The organism is Vibrio sp. HA2012, from assembly GCF_002812955.1.
In the GTDB taxonomy this organism is placed as follows: Bacteria; Pseudomonadota; Gammaproteobacteria; order Enterobacterales; family Vibrionaceae; genus Vibrio.
The window spans coordinates 185988-206220 of record NZ_PFXK01000006.1 but is presented as its reverse complement, the minus strand read 5'-3'; the positions used below and the strand labels follow the sequence as shown (position 1 = coordinate 206220).

General features: G+C 45.4%; 16 protein-coding genes and 1 tRNA gene. 9 read left to right on the top strand and 8 right to left on the bottom strand.

The window, feature by feature from the left end:
* Positions 1-84 precede the first annotated feature (84 nt).
* Entirely contained in the window at positions 85-246 is a 162-nt protein-coding gene (locus CSW98_RS17640; RefSeq protein ID WP_198517336.1) for a hypothetical protein, read from the bottom strand.
* A 561-nt stretch (positions 247-807) separates the two neighbouring features.
* Between CSW98_RS17640 and CSW98_RS12820 the strand changes: the two genes are divergently transcribed.
* Positions 808-2931 (top strand): methyl-accepting chemotaxis protein, encoded by a 2124-nt coding sequence (locus CSW98_RS12820; RefSeq protein WP_100800877.1) that lies wholly within the window; start codon positions 808-810, stop codon positions 2929-2931.
* A 96-nt stretch (positions 2932-3027) separates the two neighbouring features.
* Here CSW98_RS12820 and CSW98_RS12815 read toward each other — a convergent pair whose 3' ends face one another.
* Positions 3028-3375 carry a hypothetical protein gene (locus tag CSW98_RS12815; RefSeq protein WP_100800876.1) on the bottom strand — a complete coding sequence of 116 codons (348 nt, stop codon included), beginning with the start codon at positions 3373-3375 and terminating at the stop codon, positions 3028-3030.
* 393 nt (positions 3376-3768) lie between these two features.
* Here CSW98_RS12815 and CSW98_RS12810 point away from each other — a divergent pair, with 393 nt between their 5' ends.
* Positions 3769-4995 (top strand): IucA/IucC family protein, encoded by a 1227-nt coding sequence (locus CSW98_RS12810; protein ID WP_100800875.1) that lies wholly within the window; start codon positions 3769-3771, stop codon positions 4993-4995.
* 96 nt (positions 4996-5091) lie between these two features.
* Positions 5092-5176: transfer RNA gene (locus tag CSW98_RS12805), tRNA-Leu, on the top strand.
* A 64-nt stretch (positions 5177-5240) separates the two neighbouring features.
* Here CSW98_RS12805 and CSW98_RS12800 read toward each other — a convergent pair.
* Entirely contained in the window at positions 5241-6143 is a 903-nt protein-coding gene (locus CSW98_RS12800; RefSeq protein ID WP_100800874.1) for a LysR substrate-binding domain-containing protein, read from the bottom strand.
* A gap of 112 nt (positions 6144-6255) precedes the next feature.
* Here CSW98_RS12800 and CSW98_RS12795 point away from each other — a divergent pair, with 112 nt between their 5' ends.
* Positions 6256-7251: a TDT family transporter gene (locus CSW98_RS12795; protein WP_100800873.1), complete on the top strand. Its 996-nt coding sequence runs from the start codon at positions 6256-6258 to the stop codon at positions 7249-7251.
* Here CSW98_RS12795 and CSW98_RS12790 read toward each other — a convergent pair.
* A complete protein-coding gene (locus tag CSW98_RS12790) occupies positions 7188-8510 on the bottom strand; it encodes a diguanylate cyclase (RefSeq protein WP_100800872.1) in 1323 nt (440 codons plus the stop codon). The two genes, CSW98_RS12795 and CSW98_RS12790, sit on opposite strands and share 64 nt — an antisense overlap.
* Positions 8507-9478, bottom strand: coding sequence for an ABC transporter substrate-binding protein (locus tag CSW98_RS12785; RefSeq protein ID WP_269799023.1), 972 nt, complete (start codon positions 9476-9478; stop codon positions 8507-8509). The genes CSW98_RS12790 and CSW98_RS12785 overlap by 4 nt, the downstream gene beginning before the upstream one ends.
* 200 nt (positions 9479-9678) lie before the next feature.
* Here CSW98_RS12785 and CSW98_RS12780 point away from each other — a divergent pair, with 200 nt between their 5' ends.
* Positions 9679-10161, top strand: a complete 483-nt coding sequence (locus tag CSW98_RS12780) for an RDD family protein (protein WP_100800871.1) — start codon at positions 9679-9681, stop codon at positions 10159-10161.
* Positions 10162-10201: 40 nt separating this feature from the next.
* Here the strand turns inward: CSW98_RS12780 and lptG are convergent, their stop codons facing one another.
* Both lptG and lptF read right to left on the bottom strand, forming a co-directional pair.
* Positions 10202-11272, bottom strand: a complete 1071-nt coding sequence (lptG, locus tag CSW98_RS12775) for an LPS export ABC transporter permease LptG (RefSeq protein WP_100800870.1) — start codon at positions 11270-11272, stop codon at positions 10202-10204.
* Positions 11273-11275: 3 nt separating this feature from the next.
* A complete protein-coding gene (gene lptF / locus CSW98_RS12770) occupies positions 11276-12385 on the bottom strand; it encodes an LPS export ABC transporter permease LptF (protein ID WP_100800869.1) in 1110 nt (369 codons plus the stop codon).
* Between the two features lie 192 nt (positions 12386-12577).
* Here lptF and pepA point away from each other — a divergent pair, with 192 nt between their 5' ends.
* The 4 genes from pepA to CSW98_RS12750 all read left to right on the top strand — a co-directional run bounded on the left by pepA (position 12578) and on the right by CSW98_RS12750 (position 18083).
* Positions 12578-14086, top strand: coding sequence for a leucyl aminopeptidase (pepA, locus tag CSW98_RS12765; RefSeq protein ID WP_100800868.1), 1509 nt, complete (start codon positions 12578-12580; stop codon positions 14084-14086).
* Positions 14087-14102: 16 nt separating this feature from the next.
* Complete coding sequence (locus CSW98_RS12760; protein WP_100800867.1) at positions 14103-14552, top strand: DNA polymerase III subunit chi; 450 nt, start codon at positions 14103-14105, stop codon at positions 14550-14552.
* A 100-nt stretch (positions 14553-14652) separates the two neighbouring features.
* Positions 14653-17514: a valine--tRNA ligase gene (locus tag CSW98_RS12755; protein WP_100800866.1), complete on the top strand. Its 2862-nt coding sequence runs from the start codon at positions 14653-14655 to the stop codon at positions 17512-17514.
* A gap of 170 nt (positions 17515-17684) precedes the next feature.
* Positions 17685-18083, top strand: coding sequence for a DUF2061 domain-containing protein (locus CSW98_RS12750; RefSeq protein ID WP_100800865.1), 399 nt, complete (start codon positions 17685-17687; stop codon positions 18081-18083).
* 83 nt (positions 18084-18166) lie between these two features.
* Here CSW98_RS12750 and CSW98_RS12745 read toward each other — a convergent pair whose 3' ends face one another.
* Entirely contained in the window at positions 18167-20212 is a 2046-nt protein-coding gene (locus CSW98_RS12745; protein ID WP_198517334.1) for a methyl-accepting chemotaxis protein, read from the bottom strand.
* Positions 20213-20233: the final 21 nt, after the last annotated feature.

Genomic DNA, 20233 nt, shown 5'->3' with positions numbered 1-20233 from the left:
TAAACATCAAACTATATAAACTGAACATCAAACTACACAAATTAATCATCAAACAGAACAGTAAAAGGAACGTAGTAATTTGTTTTATTTATCTTTTTTATTCCAGCCATCTTTAGCCAGATATTTACGAGCTTCACAACACGGACAATATGGCAGAGTTTCATGATCACTATTCAGTATCACAGCAATTCTGCACTTCTCACATACGTAAGATCCTTTCCCTGGTTTATCTCCTGTTGAAAACATCTCCAACCTCCTGTATCAACCTAGCCCGAATACGACTATACGTTCACACCCACAAACAAATCAATAAAGAATTTAAAAATTATTTAACAACTCTTAACATTTCAACGTATTCATTGATTAAGATCAACCCGTACATACCCATGGTTTTCTACCAAAAATCAACTCTAAAGTTATAAAAACAGAGTCCATAAATGAGTTGTTTTTTTAACAAATTTAGCAAAAAGGCGTTCTATTTTTAAAAGAGTACTTCTTCTCCACCAACTGTCTTGTTTCTCTCAACCATATAAGGCATCGCAAAACACCCAAATTGGTGCACAGATCGGGCAATTTGCACCATATTGGCAATTCACACCAGAAAAATAACCTGCAACGCCCCAAATTACGGCATTTATTATTGGCGCAAAGATTGCTTTCTCAGCAACATAAGAATAAAAAATCACACAAAGTTAACAGATGCAAATTCAGCAATATAAATCACCAATAATTAACCATTAATAAGCATAAATGGTTTCACCACAATGGTGCTGTATTGCCTTTCAGATCAATGGATGGAGACGAGACATGCAACTGACACAAGCAGAACGACACTGGTTACCCTGGTTCGGAAAAACAGGAAAACTAATGATGCGTAAGGCCTGCTTTCATAACCGGACAAGAAAAAGTGAACTGGAGGACACCTTTGAAAGTATTGCCCAGACTCGGGTCAAACTACTTACTACATGGACCAATAATCAGTGGTCTTTTCTTGAGAATGCAGCATTATATCTGGCTAGTAAGTCAGAAGAATCCAGAATCGATACACTGCAACAACTTCTGCTACGAGGTACAGACTTTTCTGAACTTTTTATCGTCAATACTGCTGGTACTGTCTGCCATTCTTCTGAAGATTCACATGCAGGAAGTAACCAGACTGACAGCAAGGCTCTGAATGCAGGTTTATCTGCTCAATATCTCCATGGCCCTTACATCGATAAACGTACAGAACAACTCGGAGCCTCAAGTTCCCGATTTCATGATGCCGTTACCCTAATGTTCTATCAGCCGTTTACCGATGAAAGCGGGCAGCCACTCTGCCTCTGTGGCCGGATACCTAATGATGTTATCGGCGATATTATTCAGCGGGAAGCCGGACATATCTACAGTGAGTCCGGAGATAACTACCTATTTATGGTAGAAGCAGTCCACGACCCGGATATTCGTCAGGGAACAGCGCTTTCCCGTTCCCGTTTTGAAGACAATACCTTTTCCCATGGTGAAAACCTGAAACAGGGGGTGAACACAAAATTCGGTACGGTAAAAGTTCAGGAACATACCGAATTTGAAATTATTTTTACCGACCCGGCAACCAGGCAGCTACATCCGGGTGTCAGAGAAACAATAAAGAACGGAGAAAACCTGTATATCGATTACCCCGGCTATTCTGACTACCGACATATTCCGGTGATCGGAAAAGGCGTAACCTTCCGACTTCCGGGATCACCAGACCTATGGGGAATGATGTGTGAATCCGATTTAGAAGAAGTATACCGTCACCGGAGTTTATCTCACACTCTGACCAATCACTTTATACTGCACCTGCTTTTCTGTCTGCTGCTCCCCGTTGCATCATCCGGTCTGCTACAGCTTACATCTGCAGCACAGGGAATACTGACTCTGCTGTGCGTGCTGATCAGTATCTTTACCTTCAGAAAATTAACCATTTCACCATTTAGTCAGAAGCTCTCTCAAATGACTCAGGTTATACAGACCCTTGCGGAAGGCGACGGCAATCTGACTCAAAGACTGGATGCTTCCCGCTTCAGTGCAGATGAAATCGGAGGGCTGGGACGCTGGATAAACAGTTTTGTCGATAGTCTGGAAGGCATCATTACAGAACTGATCTTTGCCAGTAATGAAGTCAAGCAGGTCTCAGAATCGATGTTCCGTCGTTGCCAGATCCTGTCCAGTACCAGTGATGATACCTCTGCAGCAGTAGAAAATATGCTGACACTGGCCAGACTGCAGCAGAGTGAAATTGCCGGAGCTCATCAATCGGCCCGGGATGTCGATCAGGTCATGCGGGAAGTTGTCAGAAATACAGAATCTGAATATCAACTGGCGGTAGAAAATGCCAACACCATCCGTTCTATCGTTGAAGCATCAGCACAGAGTGTCAATGAGGTGAATGACGAGATGCAAAAAATCTCCGGTATTGTTTCTATCATTACAGAGATCACCGAACAGACCAACCTGCTGGCTCTGAATGCAGCAATCGAAGCCGCACGAGCCGGTGAACATGGCCGGGGATTTTCAGTCGTTGCGGATGAGGTAAGGGTTCTGGCAAACCGGACAACAAAAGCAGCCAATAATATTGGTGATATGATGCGTCAGTTGCATGAGCGTTCAGCCACCGCAGTAGGTTATATGCAGCAAGGTATAGATAATGTTGAAAATAATTCGGTTGTGGTTGATTCGGCACAGCGTAATGAACAGATGCATCAGTCGGTTACCGAGTTATTCAAAATCATTCAGGAAGCGGCTGCCAATAGTGAAGAACACAGCAAAACAGCCGACCACACCAGACAGCATACTGAACAATTACAAATGTCATCACAGCAGCTTTCCCGCAGGATCACTTTGATGGAAAATGCCTTATCCCGTCTGGATCAACTTATTGGCCAGTTTGATGTAAAGCAAAACGCCTGATCATTACTGATAATCAGAAGGCTCAGCCGATTGGACTGAGCCTTTCTTAATTGCCCCTGTCTCTGATGATAGGCAGGGACAGTTTCATGTTCAGACCTATCCCTGACGACCTCTGTTTTTGTCCTGATCCAGCATCACTCTATACAGAGTCTGATTTGTTTGTGTCTCTTTCACAATTGGCACTACCGAAGTCTGATGACCTCTTGTCCCGGCAAATAACTGCATAAATCTAATCAGAAAATAAACGGGTGCAGTCAGAACATCTATACATAGAGAAGCCGCTTTCCCGCCTATCCGCCAGAACATTTTTAACACACCAAGAACAACCTGATATAAGAAAGGCAGCATGCAAAAAAACACACCAGCAATGATAAGAAGCACAATAACAACCCCCACCTTTCCGTTAGTACTCAGTCCGGAAAACATCCACATCCACTTATACATTATCTTCCTCCCCATCACTGCCACGATGAAACAGGCTTAAAAAATAAATGTGATAATAAAAACATAAGACACGGAGACATAAAGCTCAATGCGGAGATAATAATCACTCTCAACTATAGATAAAAATATCAGTTAAAACAAAATAAGAGATGAAAAATCATAAACCTATCTATATGTCTCAATTTTAATATAAACATATAATTATTCTTGGATATCCCATTAATATAAAACAGATTTAATAAAGATTGCGAATGTAAACCATCAGATAAACATAACCTTATGTATTTTGCCACTGAACATGAAAATCATTCTTTCTTGTATCAGATCTCTTTTTTCTGTCATCCTGGACGGTTATAGTTACTTTATAACTAAAGTAAAAAAGCGTAACTAAATATGCCATTACCCAATTTATATTATCTTGAACGGTATCGAAATAAGGGTACCAGAACCTACAGCCAGCATTCATCCTATACCGAAGCTGCCAGTGCCTATCAGCCGGATTCTGATAATCAGGAATTTGCTTTGTGCACCATCGATCTCCCCAGAGAGTGCGTCAATATTTATCAGGCTAACCCGTCAGAAAGTATCGCTGCTCGCTATATCCACGCTCAAAGTGTCAGCTTCTGTATTCACCCGCAGGTTATGGATGAAGCATCGTCAGATCCTTATCTGAATAATCAACTTAAAAATACAATAAAAAATAGCTCAATAAATGTGATTCCCAGCGCTTCCACCCGTACTTTATTTGTACAGGAAGAAGGAGAACTACACGCGGTAAAAGTCCACTTTCCATTCAAAGTTTCTCGCTATACACGTAAAATGCGAGATGAAGTTGTGGAGCAGGCCATTAATGTTTCTGCCGAACTGGAACAAGGCATTAACAAAATGAGGGATGATTTTGCCTTTCTGCGAGAAGTCATCGGGATCACCTTTAAAGAAAATACAACAACCCAGAGTGAAAGAGGGGAAAACTGGGGATTTGTTGTCCGAGATATGACCCCTTTTCCCGCAGCAGCAGAACCGCGCTCGCTTGTACCGGGTTTTGCACTCTACGGCGAAGATTTTTATCAGTCGGATATTCAGCCTCTGCTGTACGAGCTGATCGGTAACAGAGAGCCACTGGAATTTATATTAAGTAACATCATGCTGCCAATCATACGACACTGGATAGACTGTTTCCGGCACTTTGGCTATATGATTGAGCCACACGGGCAGAACATATTGCTGGAACTGGACAGTAGTAAAAATATAAAACGAATCGTTCACAGGGATCTCAGTGTCGGTATTGACATGCGTCGCAGAAGAGACCTTGGTCTTTCCAGCAATAACCTGAATAACTACAACAGAATGGAACACAGCGCTTTCCACAGTATTACTTATGACCGATTTATGGGGAATCATTTCTTCAACCGGCTGGCAGAATGCTGTATTGCCCGGTATCCATATCTGAAGAGAGAAGATTTCACCGTGCCCTGCCAGCGTACATTTGCGAAATACTTCCCTGAATATAGGAACTATTTCCCTGACAATGTCTGGTACTTCAGTGAAGAACGGGATCAATATAATAAACCCTTATATGAAGATACCGGCATTGCACCTGAATGGCGTCCGGCTGAATAACCTATTGCAATGGTGATTTAACCAGCAACCGACTAGCACATAAGACTTTTCTGCTTGCACGCTTTCAATTCATCCGTATAATGCATCGAACAATTTGGCGGTATGGTGAAATTGGTATACACGCCTGATTCAAAATCAGGTGCCTTCGGGCGTGGCGGTTCAAGTCCGCCTACCGCTACCATATTGAACAACAAAGCCCTCATCAGAGGGCTTTGTTGTTTTTATCTCATCTCAATCTCACTTTACTACAAGATATCCATCAGAGGCATTTCCCAGTTACGGCTGAAATGGATAAACGTTTCCATCAGAGGGCTACGATACTTTTCTTTATGGTAGATCAGCCAATACTGACGTTTTCTCTCCACTGGCAGCTTCAGAGCAGCAACCCGGCCATCCTTAACCGCATGAGCAATGGCGTAATTTGAAATACAGGTGATCCCCATCCCGGCAGCAACACAATTCAGAATCGCTTCTGTTTTATTCAGCTCCAGAACCAGATGCCATTGAGCCAGGTGAGACGCGACATGATTGATAAAAAAATCCCGCGTTCCAGAGCCCTGCTCCCTAAGGATCCATTCCGATTGCTCCAGAGCAGAAAAACTAAGCACGCCCATCTGAGTCAGTGGATGATCAGGAGGACAGGCGATAACCATTTCATCTTCCAGCCAGGGATGAATAGACAGATCTGGCTGACGGACATGTCCCTCCACCAAGCCGATATCCAGCTCAAATTCACTGAGCTTATGGCAGATTTCAGCTGTATTAGAGATAAACAGCGATTGGTCCTTATGCCCGGTATGCTGGCGGAAGTCACGTAAAAGAAATGGGGTTACCTGAATGCCAACCGTATCACTGGAACCAATCCTTAGTTTTCCGGATACTGCACCTTTCTGGTTAAACATGTGCTCAATGTCATGAGAACGGGATAACAGTTCATCCGCTGCGGGAAGTAAACGCTTACCCTGCTCATTAATTAACAACCGGTTGTTGTTCCGGTCAAATAACTGATGATCGAGTTGTTTTTCCAGTTCAGCCAACGCCATACTGACTGCCGCTTTAGACAAAAACAGCTTTGCTGCCGCACCGGTTATCGTCTTTTCCTGTGCAACGGAAACAAACACCCGCAATTGTTTCAGTGAAGTCGCCAATCGCCCTCCATTAACATATTAAGAAAAAATGAACGTTATTTTCAAAAAATTCAGATATCCTAAATATAACAACTTTTGTAAGGTTAGTCCGCTTACATAACAAGGTTCAGACATAATGAATATGATCAAACAAAAAACAGCCAATGCCCCAACCCCCATGGCAGGACTAGCTCTGGGCATTGCAAGTCTTAGCTGGTGCTGGGAAAGTATTGTACCTGCACATGGTTATATTCAACTGTCCGGTACTGTTGTGGCTTGCGCATTGCTGCTAATTCTGTGTCTAAAATTTATCAGCTTCCCTCAATCTCTGTGGCAGGATCTGATGCACCCTGTAGCGGGCAGTATTGTTCCAACCTTTGCAATGTCGCTGATGGTGATCTCTAAAACTACCGGTCAGTATTTTCCGTCAGCAGGTTCGATATTATGGCTGTTTGCTGTACTGCTGCATATCGTATTTTTCAGCCTGTTCACCTGCCACCGAATCAAAGCTTTTCATCTTGAACAGATGCTGCCAAGCTGGTTCGTTCCCCCGATAGGCATTATCGTTGCAGACGTTGCTTTTCCCGGAAACCCTACATTACAACCTTTGGCCGAATCACTGATGATGTTTGGTATGACTGCCTATGCCGTTATGCTGCCGGTAATGCTTTACCGTCTGATATTCATTACTGAAATCCCGGATCCGGCAAAACCAACCATTGCCATCATGGCTGCACCGGCAAGTCTGAGTCTGGCTGGATACCTTACGCTGCTCCCTGAGCCTTCACCATTTATCGTCGCTCTACTGGGTAGTATTGCCGTGCTGATGACAGTCACCATCTATGTCGCTTTATTCCGTCTGCTTCGCCTGCCATTCAGTCCAGGCTACGCGGCATTTACTTTTCCACTGGTTATCGGCGCAACTGCACTATTTAAAACGGCACAGTGGCTATCTGAAATAGAGGGAAGCGGAGAATATGCTCTGCTGATCCATACTCTGGCAACTATTGAACTCTATATCGCGACTCTGGTTGTAGGCTATGTGTGTATGCGTTATCTGAATTTCTACTGCTCGGCAAGCAATGTTGTCCCGTCAGAACAGACACTGCCCGGTAATGATTTGGCGTGATACATCGCCATATCTGCTTTCTGAATAAGAAGACTTCTGTCTTCAGTGTGATCCGGAAAATAACTGACACCGATACTGGCTCCGACAAACAGATTTTCTCCGCCAAAAGCAACCGGTTTACCAATTAATTCAATGATTTCTCGGGCTTTCTGACAGACAATCGTGAAATCATCCATCAGATCCAGACAAAGTAAGAATTCATCACCACCCAGCCGCCCAAGCAGATCCGTTTCCCGTATTGATTCTTTTAAACGGTTTGCAACTGTCGTCAGGATCAGATCTCCGGCATCGTGACCTTTCTGATCATTAATGGCTTTAAAATGGTCTAAATCAATAAACAGCAGCGCCAGCTTCTTCCCTGTACGCCCAGCCCTGATCATTGCCTCATCAATGGCCTTTTCCAAAGCCCGCCGGTTCATCAGATTTGTCAGCGGATCATGTTCAGACAAAAATTCCAGCCGCTGTTTCTGTTTTTCCAGTTCAGCCGTCTGCCTGCAGACTTCTTCCTCCAGCTCTTTTTTTGTCACCAGAGAAAGCCTTAACGAACTACTCATACGGTTAAACACTTTCGCCAGTTCAACAAACTCATTATCCAGCTTCTGATAATTGATTTTCGTACCTAGCATTCCCTGGCTTAGATCAAAAATTGCCGTCTGGAAAGCAATCCGATCTTTCCTGAAACGGCGTAGTATGGATAAGGCAATGAGACTGAGCATAATAGAACTGAGGATCAGGATTGCAGACGAATAATACATCATGACTCTGGTTTCCTGCTCATTACTGTCGAGCAATATTTTATGCACGTAGGCAATCTCTTCTGTCATATTCTGAATCAGCATATTGTAGCGGGCATGCAACAGACTGACGGGGTTGATTGACTGCTCGCTCTCACGGCTCCGGGCTGAAAGTCGTTTTTTCAGGAGCATTTCCTGCCTGAGTAAATGCGCCAAACTGTTATTCATCTTAATCAGACCAGCAAATGGCAAATTGTATGAATCCTTTTCCTGCAGATAATCAGACAGTTCCTGCTGAGCAATATCAACTTGTCTGAAGGTCTGTTCATCTCCCCTCTGAGAAAAAAACCACAGCTGACTTCTCAGCATATCTATACTTAACTGCACTCTGGCAAGGTATCTCAGCTCATCACCAGTATGTTGCTGCTCCCGGTAAATTCTGGCCATCGAGGTTATGATCAACACAGTCAGCAGAAAACTGATGATAAACAGAATAATCAGCTTTCTGTACATGGAGTTAATCATTGATTACCCCCACCTTCCGCGACCTCAAAAGGCTGACTGTAGATAACCGAACGATAATCAGGAGCCGTTCCCTGAACCAGCCCCCGTTCCATTGCCCAGCGGGATTGCAGTTGCAGACTGGTCAGCAGTGAACTGCCTATAGATAAGCGAAAAACATAATCATCCCAGGACCAGTCAATTTCATTTAACGGAATATCCAGTTTTTGCGAGACAATCTCTTTAGCCTGCTCTGGATGGGTATGGATCCACTCGATCGCATTGCCAAGCCCACGGAGAATGTCCGCCGCCTGCACATTGTTGCCATGCAAGTACGATTTACGGGATAACAGATTAAACGAAAGCTGGTAAACACCGGGGAGCCCCAGATTGACGACCGAATCGCCAGACTGAAGGTGTGTTCTGTAACCATAAGGCTCCCATATTGATACCGCATCCAGTTGATAAGAAATAAGCTGATTCACCATTTCTTCCGGAGAAAGATACACTTTGGTTACCGGCATATCTTTAAGGTTATTAACAATTAACAGAGTGTCGAAGTAAAACTCACTGGCACTGGCCTGAATAATACCTACTTTTTTCCCCGCCAGAGCATGAACAGAACTGAGATCCGAAGATTTCAGCGCCAATAGTTTCAAATCATTCATCGATTCAACAAAACTGACAACCAGAGCCAGATCATCGTCAGTAAAGCTATTAAACATGGCAACTGACTCTGATGCCGTTGCATACTCTACCGCCCCTTGATTCAGTAAATCGGCACATTTTACTCCCCCTTTGCAGGGAACATAACTGATATTTATATTGCGTTTTTTAAACAATTTCAGGTGCTCAGCAATAATAAAAGGGGCGCTGAGAGGCGTCTGAGACACGCCGATCCGGATTGGGGAATGGTTATTAATGACAGAATTGCCAGTATCCTTTATCTGCCAACAAATAATTAGCCCTCCAACCAAGAGCAATAAGAACATCCACTGTTTAAAGACTTTTCTGTTTATTACCATGTTATTTGTCTGAAAAACCGGCTGACCACCTTTAACTCTAGTACTTTTTCCAATCACCACCAATAAAACCGCATCACTTCCGGATAATAACTCTGTGCGCCGAACCTCTTTTCAGCAGCAAAACATAACGCTATGCTGCTATTAACTGAAATAACTGATGTATTAACATGGTAAAAACAATCATCTATCCCAAAGCCGGACTCGGTTCACGCCTTTATGCCCTGTTTTATGACGGGTTAATTATTCTTGCTCTAGAGATATTCGCCGCAGGTATCGTTGTCGCAGTGCTCAAGGCTCTGGTTGCCGACGGGCTAATGAACTATACCCCCTACTCCGGAGCCAGCGATCTGTTAGGCAATCACCCCGTCTGGCGGAGCGTATATACCTTCTATCTTGGAGGGATCTGGGTCGGATATTTTGTTTACTACTGGACAAACAGAGGACAGACTCCAGGCATGCGAGCCGGAAAATTAAAAGTGCAGAATAGTGACGGCAGCCTGATCACGATTACCCAATCATTGATACGCATCGGCACATCGGCTTTTGGCTTGTCTAACCTTTCCGTCCCCTTTGATATAAAGAAACGTGGCTTTCATGATATCTGGGCTAAAACAGATGTCGTCGTACTGCCTTATCAGAATAAGTACTGAATAAACAAAAACCGGGAACGCTGTTCCCGGTAATATCTGTCTATAATTTTCTTCGCAGCAAAAGAATCGCTATCAGCATAAAGACTATACTGGGAGCAATAGCACCCAATACCGGCGGAACCCGATAGACCAGACTGACCGGACCGAAAAACTCACTGGAAATATAAAACGCGAAGCCAGCAATAACCCCGGACAGGATCCGGGCCCCCATAGTAACGCTGCGCAAGGGTCCGAAAACAAACGACAGCGCCAGCAACATCATCACTGCAATAGATACCGGCTGGAATACTTTACGCCAAAATGCCAGCTCAAATCGGGACGCGTCCTGCTCAGACTCTTTCAGATAACGAACATAGCCATACAGGCCACTGAGTGCCAGCTCTTCCGGTTTCACTGATACGACAGATAATTTGTCTGGTTCCAGTGATGTTGTCCATGTGTATTCATCATAGCGGGCTTCGGCCAGTTCAATGCCATCCTGCATCAGCGTCACCACAACATCTTCCAGTTGCCACTGATTACCCGCTATATATTCAGCACGTTGCGCAGAAATCACTTCCGACAACTGTTTGTCAGCATCAAATTTCCAGACATTAACGACGTTCAGCTTGTCATCTTCTGCCCGGCCAATAAAAATAAAATCATTGCCATCTTTTGCCCATACCCCACGCAGCAGGGAAACGATTTTACCGCCAGAGATGGAAAACGATCTCAGTTCCAGAGCCATTTTCTGTGCCTGTGGAGCCCCCCACTGTCCCAAAGCCACAATAAACAGCATCAGAGGAACCGCTGTTTTCAATACCGATAACCCAATATCCAGTTTTGAATAACCAGAAGCCTGCATAACCGTCAGCTCCGAACTGGCCGCCAGAACCCCCAGACCGATGAGAGCCCCGAGTAAAGCTGCCATAGGAAAAAACATCTCTATATCACGGGGAATCGTCAGCATGACATACAATAAAGCCTGAATAAGGTCATAACTCCCCTCACCAACCTTACGCAACTGATCGACATATTTAATAATACTGGACAGCCCAATCAGGGTAGCCAAGCACAAAGAGCTGGTCGTAATAATGGTCCGGCCAATGTAGATATCAATAATCTTAAACACGGGTTATGCAGCCTTCTTTATTTTTCTCTGTTTGAAGTTATCCCTAATGCGTCTTACCGTTACGCTATCCATAAAATTCATCAGCACTCCGGCCATCAGCAATGCGATATGTACCGGCCACATACCAATACTGGTCGGGATACTGCCATCTTCAATACCAGCTCTCGTTGCACTAAGAACCAGGAAATACACCATATAAAAGACAATCGCAGGTCCCATTTTAGCGAAGCGTCCCTGACGAGGATTCACCGATGACAAAGGAATAACCAATAGTGTCAGCAGAGGAATACACACAACCAGAGCAATACGCCAGTGCAGTTCAGCCTGAGCATAGGGATCCGGATTATCCAGCAATGCTATCGTCGGAAATGCTTCCCACTCCCGGTTTTTTTTATGAATTTTCCTCTGCCCAATCAGCGCATCATACCGTTTAAAATGCGTCACCATATAGTCCAGACGAGAAGGAACCCCCTCATAGCGGGCTCCATCCTGCAAACTCAGGATCTGACGCCCGTCCTTCTGCTCTCTGACGACGCCTGATTTTGCCAGCGCAACACTCGGGCGAAAAGAATCCCTGGGTACCAGTTGTGCCACAAACACGCTATTCAGTGTTTTATTTTCCACATCATCAATAAAAACAACGGCGGAACCATCAGGTGTGCGCTGAAATTGCCCTTTTTGCAGTAATTCAACACTGTTATCTGCAGCCACCTCTTCCATCAGTCCGGCAACTCTGTCTTGTGACCAGGGTGACAAAAACAGGGTATTGTAGGCGGCAATAGCCGATGTAATAAGTGCAAGGTAAAGAGCCGCATGAATCAGAAACTTATTCCCGATTCCTGTCGCATTCATTACCGTAATTTCACTTTCAGCATAAAGGCGACCAAAAGTAATAAGAATGCCGACGTACAGACTCAGTGGCAGCATAAGCAACCCCATTGACGGCATATTCAGGCCGACAATAGAAAAAATCAGACTAGCAGGAATATCTCCGTCAGAGGCATCCGCCAGTACACTGATAAATTTCTGGCTGACAAACACCATAAACAGTATAAAAAAGATGGCAAACTGACTTTTGATTGTCTCGCGGATCAAATATCTAACAATAATCACGCTAAAAGTACCTATACAAAACTTGTTTTTTTGGTCGAATCACTATAATTTTCCGTTGAAGTTTATATTTTTTTAAATTTTTGACTAGCTGTTAGCCTAAACGTTCACAACAGATTCCGGGTTATGTATCCGGGCATTAATTCTGATTATCTAACATTTAGTTCTGTTTGTCTTTAAGATGTAGGAGTACGCATGGAGTTCAGTGTAAAAAGTGGTAGCCCTGAGAAACAGCGCAGCGCATGTATCGTTGTTGGTGTATTTGAGCCTCGCCGTCTTTCTCCTGTGGCTGAACAGCTGGATAAAATCAGCGACGGTTATATAAGTTCACTGCTGCGCCGTGGTGATCTGGAAGGTAAACCGGGTCAGATGCTGCTTCTGCATCAGGTTCCCGGAGTACTGTCTGAACGGGTACTGCTGGTAGGTTGTGGTAAAGAGCGAGAGCTGGACGAGCGCCAGTATAAAGAGATCTTCCAGAAAACCATCAGTACACTTAATGAAACCGGCTCTATGGAAGCCGTCTGCTTTCTGACCGAATTACACGTGAAAGGCAGAGATACCTACTGGAAAGTCCGTCAGGCCGTAGAATCAACAAAAGATGGCCTGTACACCTTTGACCAGTTCAAAAGCAATAAACCGGAAACCCGCCGCCCTCTGCGCAAACTGGTATTCAATGTGCCTACCCGACGCGAACTGAATTTGGGTGAAAAGGCCATTAGCCACGGTCTGGCCATCGCTTCCGGAGTTAGAGCCTCAAAAGATCTGGGCAATATGCCGCCTAACATCGCCAACCCAGCGTATCTGGCATCACAGGCTCGCCGCCTTGCCGACGATTTTACCAGCGTCACTACCCGCATCATTGGTGAAGAAGAGATGGAAAAACTCGGTATGACAGCCTATCTGGCTGTCGGCAGAGGATCCCGTAACGAATCCATGATGTCTGTCATTGAATACAAAGGTAACCCAGATTCAGATGCTAAGCCGATTGTTCTGGTCGGCAAAGGGCTGACCTTCGACTCCGGCGGTATTTCACTGAAACCGGGTGAAGCTATGGACGAAATGAAATACGACATGTGTGGTGCTGCATCCGTTTTTGGCACAATGAAAGCCGTAGCACAACTGAACTTGCCAATAAATATAGTGGCCATTCTGGCCGGTTGTGAAAATATGCCGGGAGGCAACGCCTACCGTCCAGGTGATATTCTGACCACTATGTCAGGCCAGACGGTAGAAGTAATGAATACTGATGCGGAAGGCCGTCTGGTACTTTGTGATGCCCTGACTTACGCAGAACGCTTTGAGCCGGATTGTGTGGTTGATGTCGCAACCCTGACCGGTGCCTGCATTATTGCGCTGGGACACCATATCAGTGGCCTGCTGTCTAATCATAATCCACTGGCACATGAACTGGTCAACGCCTCTGAACAGGCTGGTGACCGGGCATGGCGTCTGCCTATCAGCAACGAGTATCAGGAACAGCTGAACAGTCCGTTTGCAGATATGCAGAATATCGGTGGCCGCCCTGCCGGTACAATTACCGCTGGCTGCTTCCTGTCCCGTTTTGCCAAAAAGTATAACTGGGCGCATATCGATATTGCAGGAACTGCATGGAAATCAGGCCAGGCCAAAGGCTCGACGGGACGTCCGGTATCGATGCTGGTCCAGTTCCTGCTTAATCGCAGCGGACTGAATATTGAAGAATAAGTATTAAGAAAAGAAGGTGAATACAGCCACTTTCTACATCGTTGCTCCCGACACCCATCAGGCATCTTGTGAAGGGTTCCGGGAGTATGTGCTGTTTCTGATCCGGCACTTTGTTCAGCAAGGTGCCCGGATATATCTCAACGCACACGACAAACAAGAAGCAGAAGAATGGGATGAGCTCATCTGGCAACAGTCACCGGAGCGGTTTCTTCCTCATCACCTGGTTGGTGAAGGCCCCCGTTCAGGCACTGCAGTAGAAATCGGTTACTCCAAACTCAAACCAGGCTGGAATCGCCAACTGGTAATAAATCTTGCGAAAGATACGACAAATTTTGCGGGAACCTTTGCACAAGTGGTAGACTTCGTTCCTTGCGATGAAAAAGCGAAGCAAATTGCGCGAGAAAGATATAAAATCTATCGCCAGTCGGGCTATCAGCTACAGACCATCGACATACAATATCCATAGCCAATCCTTATAAGTAAAAATGCTTCAGATAAAGCTATTTACTTATAAGGTTTGGCATTTTCACCACAAGAATTAACGAAAAACATCCATTAAGAGCGCTATGGAAAAGACATACAACCCACAATCTATCGAACAGTCTCTTTACCAGAACTGGGAAAAGAACGGCTACTTCAAACCACATGGTGACACATCAAAAGATGCATACAGCATCATGATCCCGCCGCCAAACGTCACAGGTAGCCTGCACATGGGGCATGCTTTCCAGGATACCATTATGGATACCTTAATCCGCTGCCAGCGTATGAAAGGGAAAAATACCCTGTGGCAGGTGGGTACCGATCACGCAGGTATCGCGACGCAAATGGTTGTTGAGCGCAAGATCGCCGCAGAAGAAGGCAAAACCAAAAACGATTACGGCCGTGATGCTTTCATCGATAAGATCTGGGAATGGAAAGGCGAATCCGGTGGTACTATCACCAAGCAGCTGCGCCGATTAGGTGCTTCTGTTGACTGGGAACGCGAACGTTTCACAATGGACGACGGCCTGTCTAACGCAGTAAAAGAAGTCTTTGTTCGCCTGTATGAAGACGATCTGATCTACCGTGGTAAGCGTCTGGTTAACTGGGATCCGAAACTGCATACCGCGATCTCCGATCTGGAAGTAGAAAACAAAGACAAAAAAGGCCATATGTGGCACTTCCGCTACCCACTGGCTGACGGCGTAAAAACTGCGGACGGCAAAGACTATATCGTTGTGGCTACCACTCGTCCGGAAACCATGCTGGGTGATACCGGCGTAGCGGTAAACCCGGAGGATCCGCGTTATAAGGATCTGATCGGCAAAGATATTATTCTGCCTGTCGTTGAACGTCGTATTCCTATCGTTGGCGATGAGCATGCAGATATGGAAAAAGGCACCGGCTGTGTAAAAATCACACCGGCTCACGACTTTAACGACTACGAAGTCGGTAAGCGCCACAAGCTGCCGATGATCAACATTCTGACCTTCGATGCGAATATCCGTACAGAGGCAGAAGTATTCAACAGTAATGGTGAAGCCTGCGATGTCTACAGTTCCGGGCTACCAGAAAAATATCAGGGTATGGAACGTTTCGCAGCCCGTAAAGCCATTGTTGCTGAATTTGAAGAACTGGGACTGCTGGAAGCAATTAAAGATCATGAACTGACCGTACCATACGGTGACCGTGGCGGTGTTGTTATTGAGCCTATGCTGACTGACCAGTGGTATGTGCGTGCTGCCCCACTGGCAGAAGTTGCAACTCAAGCCGTTGAAGACGGTGACATTCAGTTTGTGCCTAAACAGTACGAAAACATGTATTTCTCCTGGATGCGTGATATTCAGGATTGGTGTATTTCCCGTCAGCTATGGTGGGGCCACCGTATTCCTGCCTGGTACGACAACGACGGTAACGTCTACGTAGGCCGTACAGAAGAAGAAGTCCGTGAACAGAATAACTTGGCTCCGGTCGTTGTATTACGTCAGGATGATGATGTACTGGATACCTGGTTCTCATCTGCACTGTGGACATTCAGTACTCTGGGCTGGCCAGAGCAGACAAACGAGCTGAAAGTGTTCCATCCGTCTGATGTTCTGGTTACCGGTTTCGATATCATCTTCTTCTGGGTTGCCCGCATGATCATGATGACCATGCACTTCATCAAAGACGAAAACGGCAAACCACAGGTACCGTTCAAAACCGTTTATGTTACCGGCCTTATCCGGGATGAAAACGGCGATAAGATGTCCAAGTCAAAAGGTAACGTACTGGATCCGATTGATATGATCGATGGTATCGATCTGGAATCTCTGGTTGAAAAACGTACCGGAAATATGATGCAGCCACAACTGGCTGAAAAAATTGAAAAGAACACCCGTAAGACCTTCGAAAACGGTATCGAAGCCTATGGTACGGATGCATTACGCTTTACACTGGCCGCAATGGCATCAACGGGTCGTGATATCAACTGGGATATGAAGCGCTTGGAAGGTTACCGTAACTTCTGTAACAAGTTGTGGAACGCCAGCCGTTACGTGCTGATGAATACCGAAGAACAGGATTGTGGTTTTGCAGCCGACGCGGAGCTGGAATACTCACTGGCAGATAAGTGGATCGAATCCCAGTTTGAACAGGCTGCGAAAGCGTTCAACGAACATATCGACAACTACCGTCTGGATATGGCGGCTAACACCCTGTACGAATTTATCTGGAACCAGTTCTGTGACTGGTATCTGGAACTGACCAAGCCAGTTCTGTGGAAAGGCAGCGAGGCACAACAGCGTGCAACCCGCCGCACCCTGATCACGGTACTGGAGAAAACCCTGCGTCTGGCACATCCGGTGATCCCGTATATCACTGAAACCATCTGGCAGAGCATCAAGCCTCTGGTTGACGGAGTGGAAGGTGACACTATCATGCTTCAGAGCTTGCCTCAGTACGATGCAGACAACTTTCATCAGGAAGCACTGGATGATATCGAATGGGTGAAAACCTTTATCACCAGCATCCGTAACCTGCGTGCTGAATACGATATCAACCCGGGTAAACCACTGGAAGTAATGTTGAAAGCCGCTACAGAAACCGATGCAGTACGCATGGAAGCCAACAAACAAGTTCTGCTGTCTCTGGCGAAACTGGAAAGCGTACGTGTTCTGACAACGGATGAAGAAACACCGGCTTGTGCAACGGCACTGGTTGGTAAATCTGAACTGATGATCCCTATGGCTGGTCTGATCGATAAAGATGCTGAGCTGGCTCGTCTGGCTGGCGAAGTTAAAAAGACTCAAGGCGAAATCAAACGTCTGGAAGGCAAATTGGGCAATGAAGGTTTTGTTGCTAAAGCACCGGAAGCGGTTGTAGCGAAAGAACGTGAAAAACTGGCCGGTTACAAAGAGACTCTGGTGAAACTGGAAGAACAGCAAGCAGCTATTGCCGTTCTGTAATCAGCAAGTTACACAGATAATCATTCTAAAAGCAGGTACTTATGTACCTGCTTTTTCTTTTTAATAGAAAATACCTATGGCGCTAATAGAAATATTTGCCTTTACCTATTGATAATAATTATCAATACTATCTTCACACCAACGATATTCCTTGAGTGAGGATAACCATCATGATTAAGACAGTCACCTTTGCAGCCATTCATTTTTCTATCGCAACTACTGTTGCTTATGTATTGACAGGTGACATCCTGATCGGCAGCCTTATCGCTATGATTGAGCCATCAATTAATACCGTGGCTTTCTACTTCCATGAAAAAGCGTGGCAACAGATACCGTTTTTAAACAAGCGTCAGGAAAGCACCCAGGTGAAAACCATCAGCTTCGCAGTGATCCACTTTAGTGTTGCGTTTACCGTGACCTATGTACTGACAGGAGATGCCTTTATCGGTGGTATGATGGCACTGATTGAGCCAAGTATTAATTCTGTTGCCTACTATTTTCATGAGAAAGTATGGTTACGCAGAAACATCACCTCTCAGCATTCTGCTGGTTTTATAGCAGCTCATTAAATCACAGAATTCTACTCACAAAAAAAGCAGAGATAAGAATATCTCTGCCTTCGATGTTTTTCTCTTTAAGAGAAAGATCTGGATTAGATTTTGAATTGTGAAACCAACTCACTCTGCTCACTGGAAAGCTGGTTCAGAGACTCACTGTTTCGAGCCAGAGCCTGTGCATCCTGAGCAATATTGGTTGCCATATCAGAAATACCAACCACATTTTCTGCCACATCTTTAGCGACGACACTTTGTTCTTCACAGGCTGTAGCAATGGAACGACTCATATCATTAATCGTACCTAAACGCTCGACCATGGCTTGTAATGACTGGCTGGTTTCCGTTGTCTGTGACACAGACTGATCCGCATAAGACTGATTATCCTCGACAATAGAAACCGCCTCCCGGGATTTCTCCTGCAAACTGAGTATCATCTGACTAATTTCATCCGCGGATTCACGGGAACGGTTGGCCAGAGAACGAACCTCATCCGCCACAACAGCAAATCCTCGCCCCTGCTCACCAGCTCGTGCCGCTTCAATAGCAGCATTCAGCGCCAGCAGGTTGGTCTGCTCAGATATCCCCTGAATGACCGTCAAAACCTCACCAATCTGCTGTGTTTCTCCGGACAGATTCTGGATAATACCCGATGCCTTATCCAGAGAATCCTTCAGACGACCGATAAATTCAAGATTACTCTGCATATTATCCATATTGGCATGCGCCAGAGATGTCACCTGTTCCACTTCTGAACTGGTTTCCACAGCATGGCTGGCCACTTCATGTACCGCCGATTCCATCTCTGTAACCGCCGTCGCTATCGAATCAGTCTGTCTTCTCTGCTGCTCAACATCCCGGTTAGTTTTCTGACTCATAGCGTGGCTTTGGTCAGCCACATTACTGACCGTTTGAGCCGACTGTTGGATCTTACTTATCAGACTGTTGAGCTGACCACCCAGCTCATTAATATTGCGTACCACAATCCCCATTTCAGAACGAAACTCAGTATCAATACGATAGGTCAGATTACCACGGGCAAGCTCGCTCAGGGCTTCGGTTATCGCTGCAAGAGGTTTCCGAATCGAAATAACCACAGTGACAGCAACAACAACCGCCACTGCCATCGACACCACAGTCAGAACAATATTCAGCACAACAGAACGGGAGGAAGCAACCTGTGCTGTAATGAGGGCATCCTCTGACATTGCACGGATTTGAGTCGTAATAGTTCCGGCATCGGCAATAATCATATCCACTTTATGCGCAATGCTCTGCAGTTGTTCTGTACTGCTATTCTGCAAAGCCAGATATTTCAGATGCTGTTGCAACAACCCTTGTTCTCCGGAAACTGAACGGGTTAACAACTCAAGATAAACCTTCAGAGTCTCCTCACTGGAAGGCATCGCCTGCATCACTCGGTTGGTTTTCTCTGTAAAAGCATTAAGATGCTGCTCAACCTCAGCCGTCAGTGTCTGGATTTCGTCTGATGAATCAACTGCCAGAACCTTCTGTAAATACCCCTTAGCACCAATACCCTGAGCCTGAATAACATCCAGATCCCAGACAGCCTGCTGGATGTCGTCAAACTCAGCATCAGATTTTAAGTCAGCGATATCCTGATCAAAAAAGATCCATTCGGAATCGTAACGCTTAAGCTCAGAAGAAGAAGCCTCTCTTGCGGCAATACGCTGATCCTGAATATCCAGGTGTTCAGATGCCATGCGTATGAATGATTGACTATCCTCCCCGACAGAAGTCAGCTTCTCAGCCAGTTCAGGATAAGTTTTCAGTGCATTATTCACTTGCGTGAAAGTATCATTGAATGCTGCGGTTGCAGCTGTAAACTGATGCCTCAGTTGATCCCGTTTATCCGCATCAGTACTGTTTGCATGTACCAGCATCAGACGGTTTGCATTCTGAATATGCAATACCATGGTATTGGAACGGTCCAGAAGCCCGGTCAGAGTGGATGCAGTCAGTTCAAGTTGTTCTGCCATTCTTACCTGAGAAAAATAAGCAGAACCACTAATAGTCAGAACAAATAAAATAACAACAGCAAAACCAGCGATAACCCGCTGGATCAGAGACAGATACATAACTAACCCCAGTGCATTTAGTCGGTGTGTCAACGTTACCGTCATATTATCGGCCACCATGCCGGT

Excerpts from the sequence above, each read along its gene's own strand:
- CSW98_RS17640 (WP_198517336.1), bottom strand. The coding sequence starts at position 246 with ATGTTTTCAACAGGAGATAAACCAGGGAAAGGATCTTACGTATGTGAG.
- CSW98_RS12820 (WP_100800877.1), top strand. The coding sequence starts at position 808 with ATGCAACTGACACAAGCAGAACGACACTGGTTACCCTGGTTCGGAAAA.
- CSW98_RS12815 (WP_100800876.1), bottom strand. The coding sequence starts at position 3,375 with ATGTATAAGTGGATGTGGATGTTTTCCGGACTGAGTACTAACGGAAAG.
- CSW98_RS12810 (WP_100800875.1), top strand. The coding sequence starts at position 3,769 with ATGCCATTACCCAATTTATATTATCTTGAACGGTATCGAAATAAGGGT.
- CSW98_RS12790 (WP_100800872.1), bottom strand. The coding sequence starts at position 8,510 with ATGATTAACTCCATGTACAGAAAGCTGATTATTCTGTTTATCATCAGT.
- CSW98_RS12785 (WP_269799023.1), bottom strand. The coding sequence starts at position 9,478 with ATGTTCTTATTGCTCTTGGTTGGAGGGCTAATTATTTGTTGGCAGATA.
- CSW98_RS12780 (WP_100800871.1), top strand. The coding sequence starts at position 9,679 with ATGGTAAAAACAATCATCTATCCCAAAGCCGGACTCGGTTCACGCCTT.
- pepA (WP_100800868.1), top strand. The coding sequence starts at position 12,578 with ATGGAGTTCAGTGTAAAAAGTGGTAGCCCTGAGAAACAGCGCAGCGCA.
- CSW98_RS12755 (WP_100800866.1), top strand. The coding sequence starts at position 14,653 with ATGGAAAAGACATACAACCCACAATCTATCGAACAGTCTCTTTACCAG.
- CSW98_RS12750 (WP_100800865.1), top strand. The coding sequence starts at position 17,685 with ATGATTAAGACAGTCACCTTTGCAGCCATTCATTTTTCTATCGCAACT.
- CSW98_RS12745 (WP_198517334.1), bottom strand. The coding sequence starts at position 20,212 with ATGACGGTAACGTTGACACACCGACTAAATGCACTGGGGTTAGTTATG.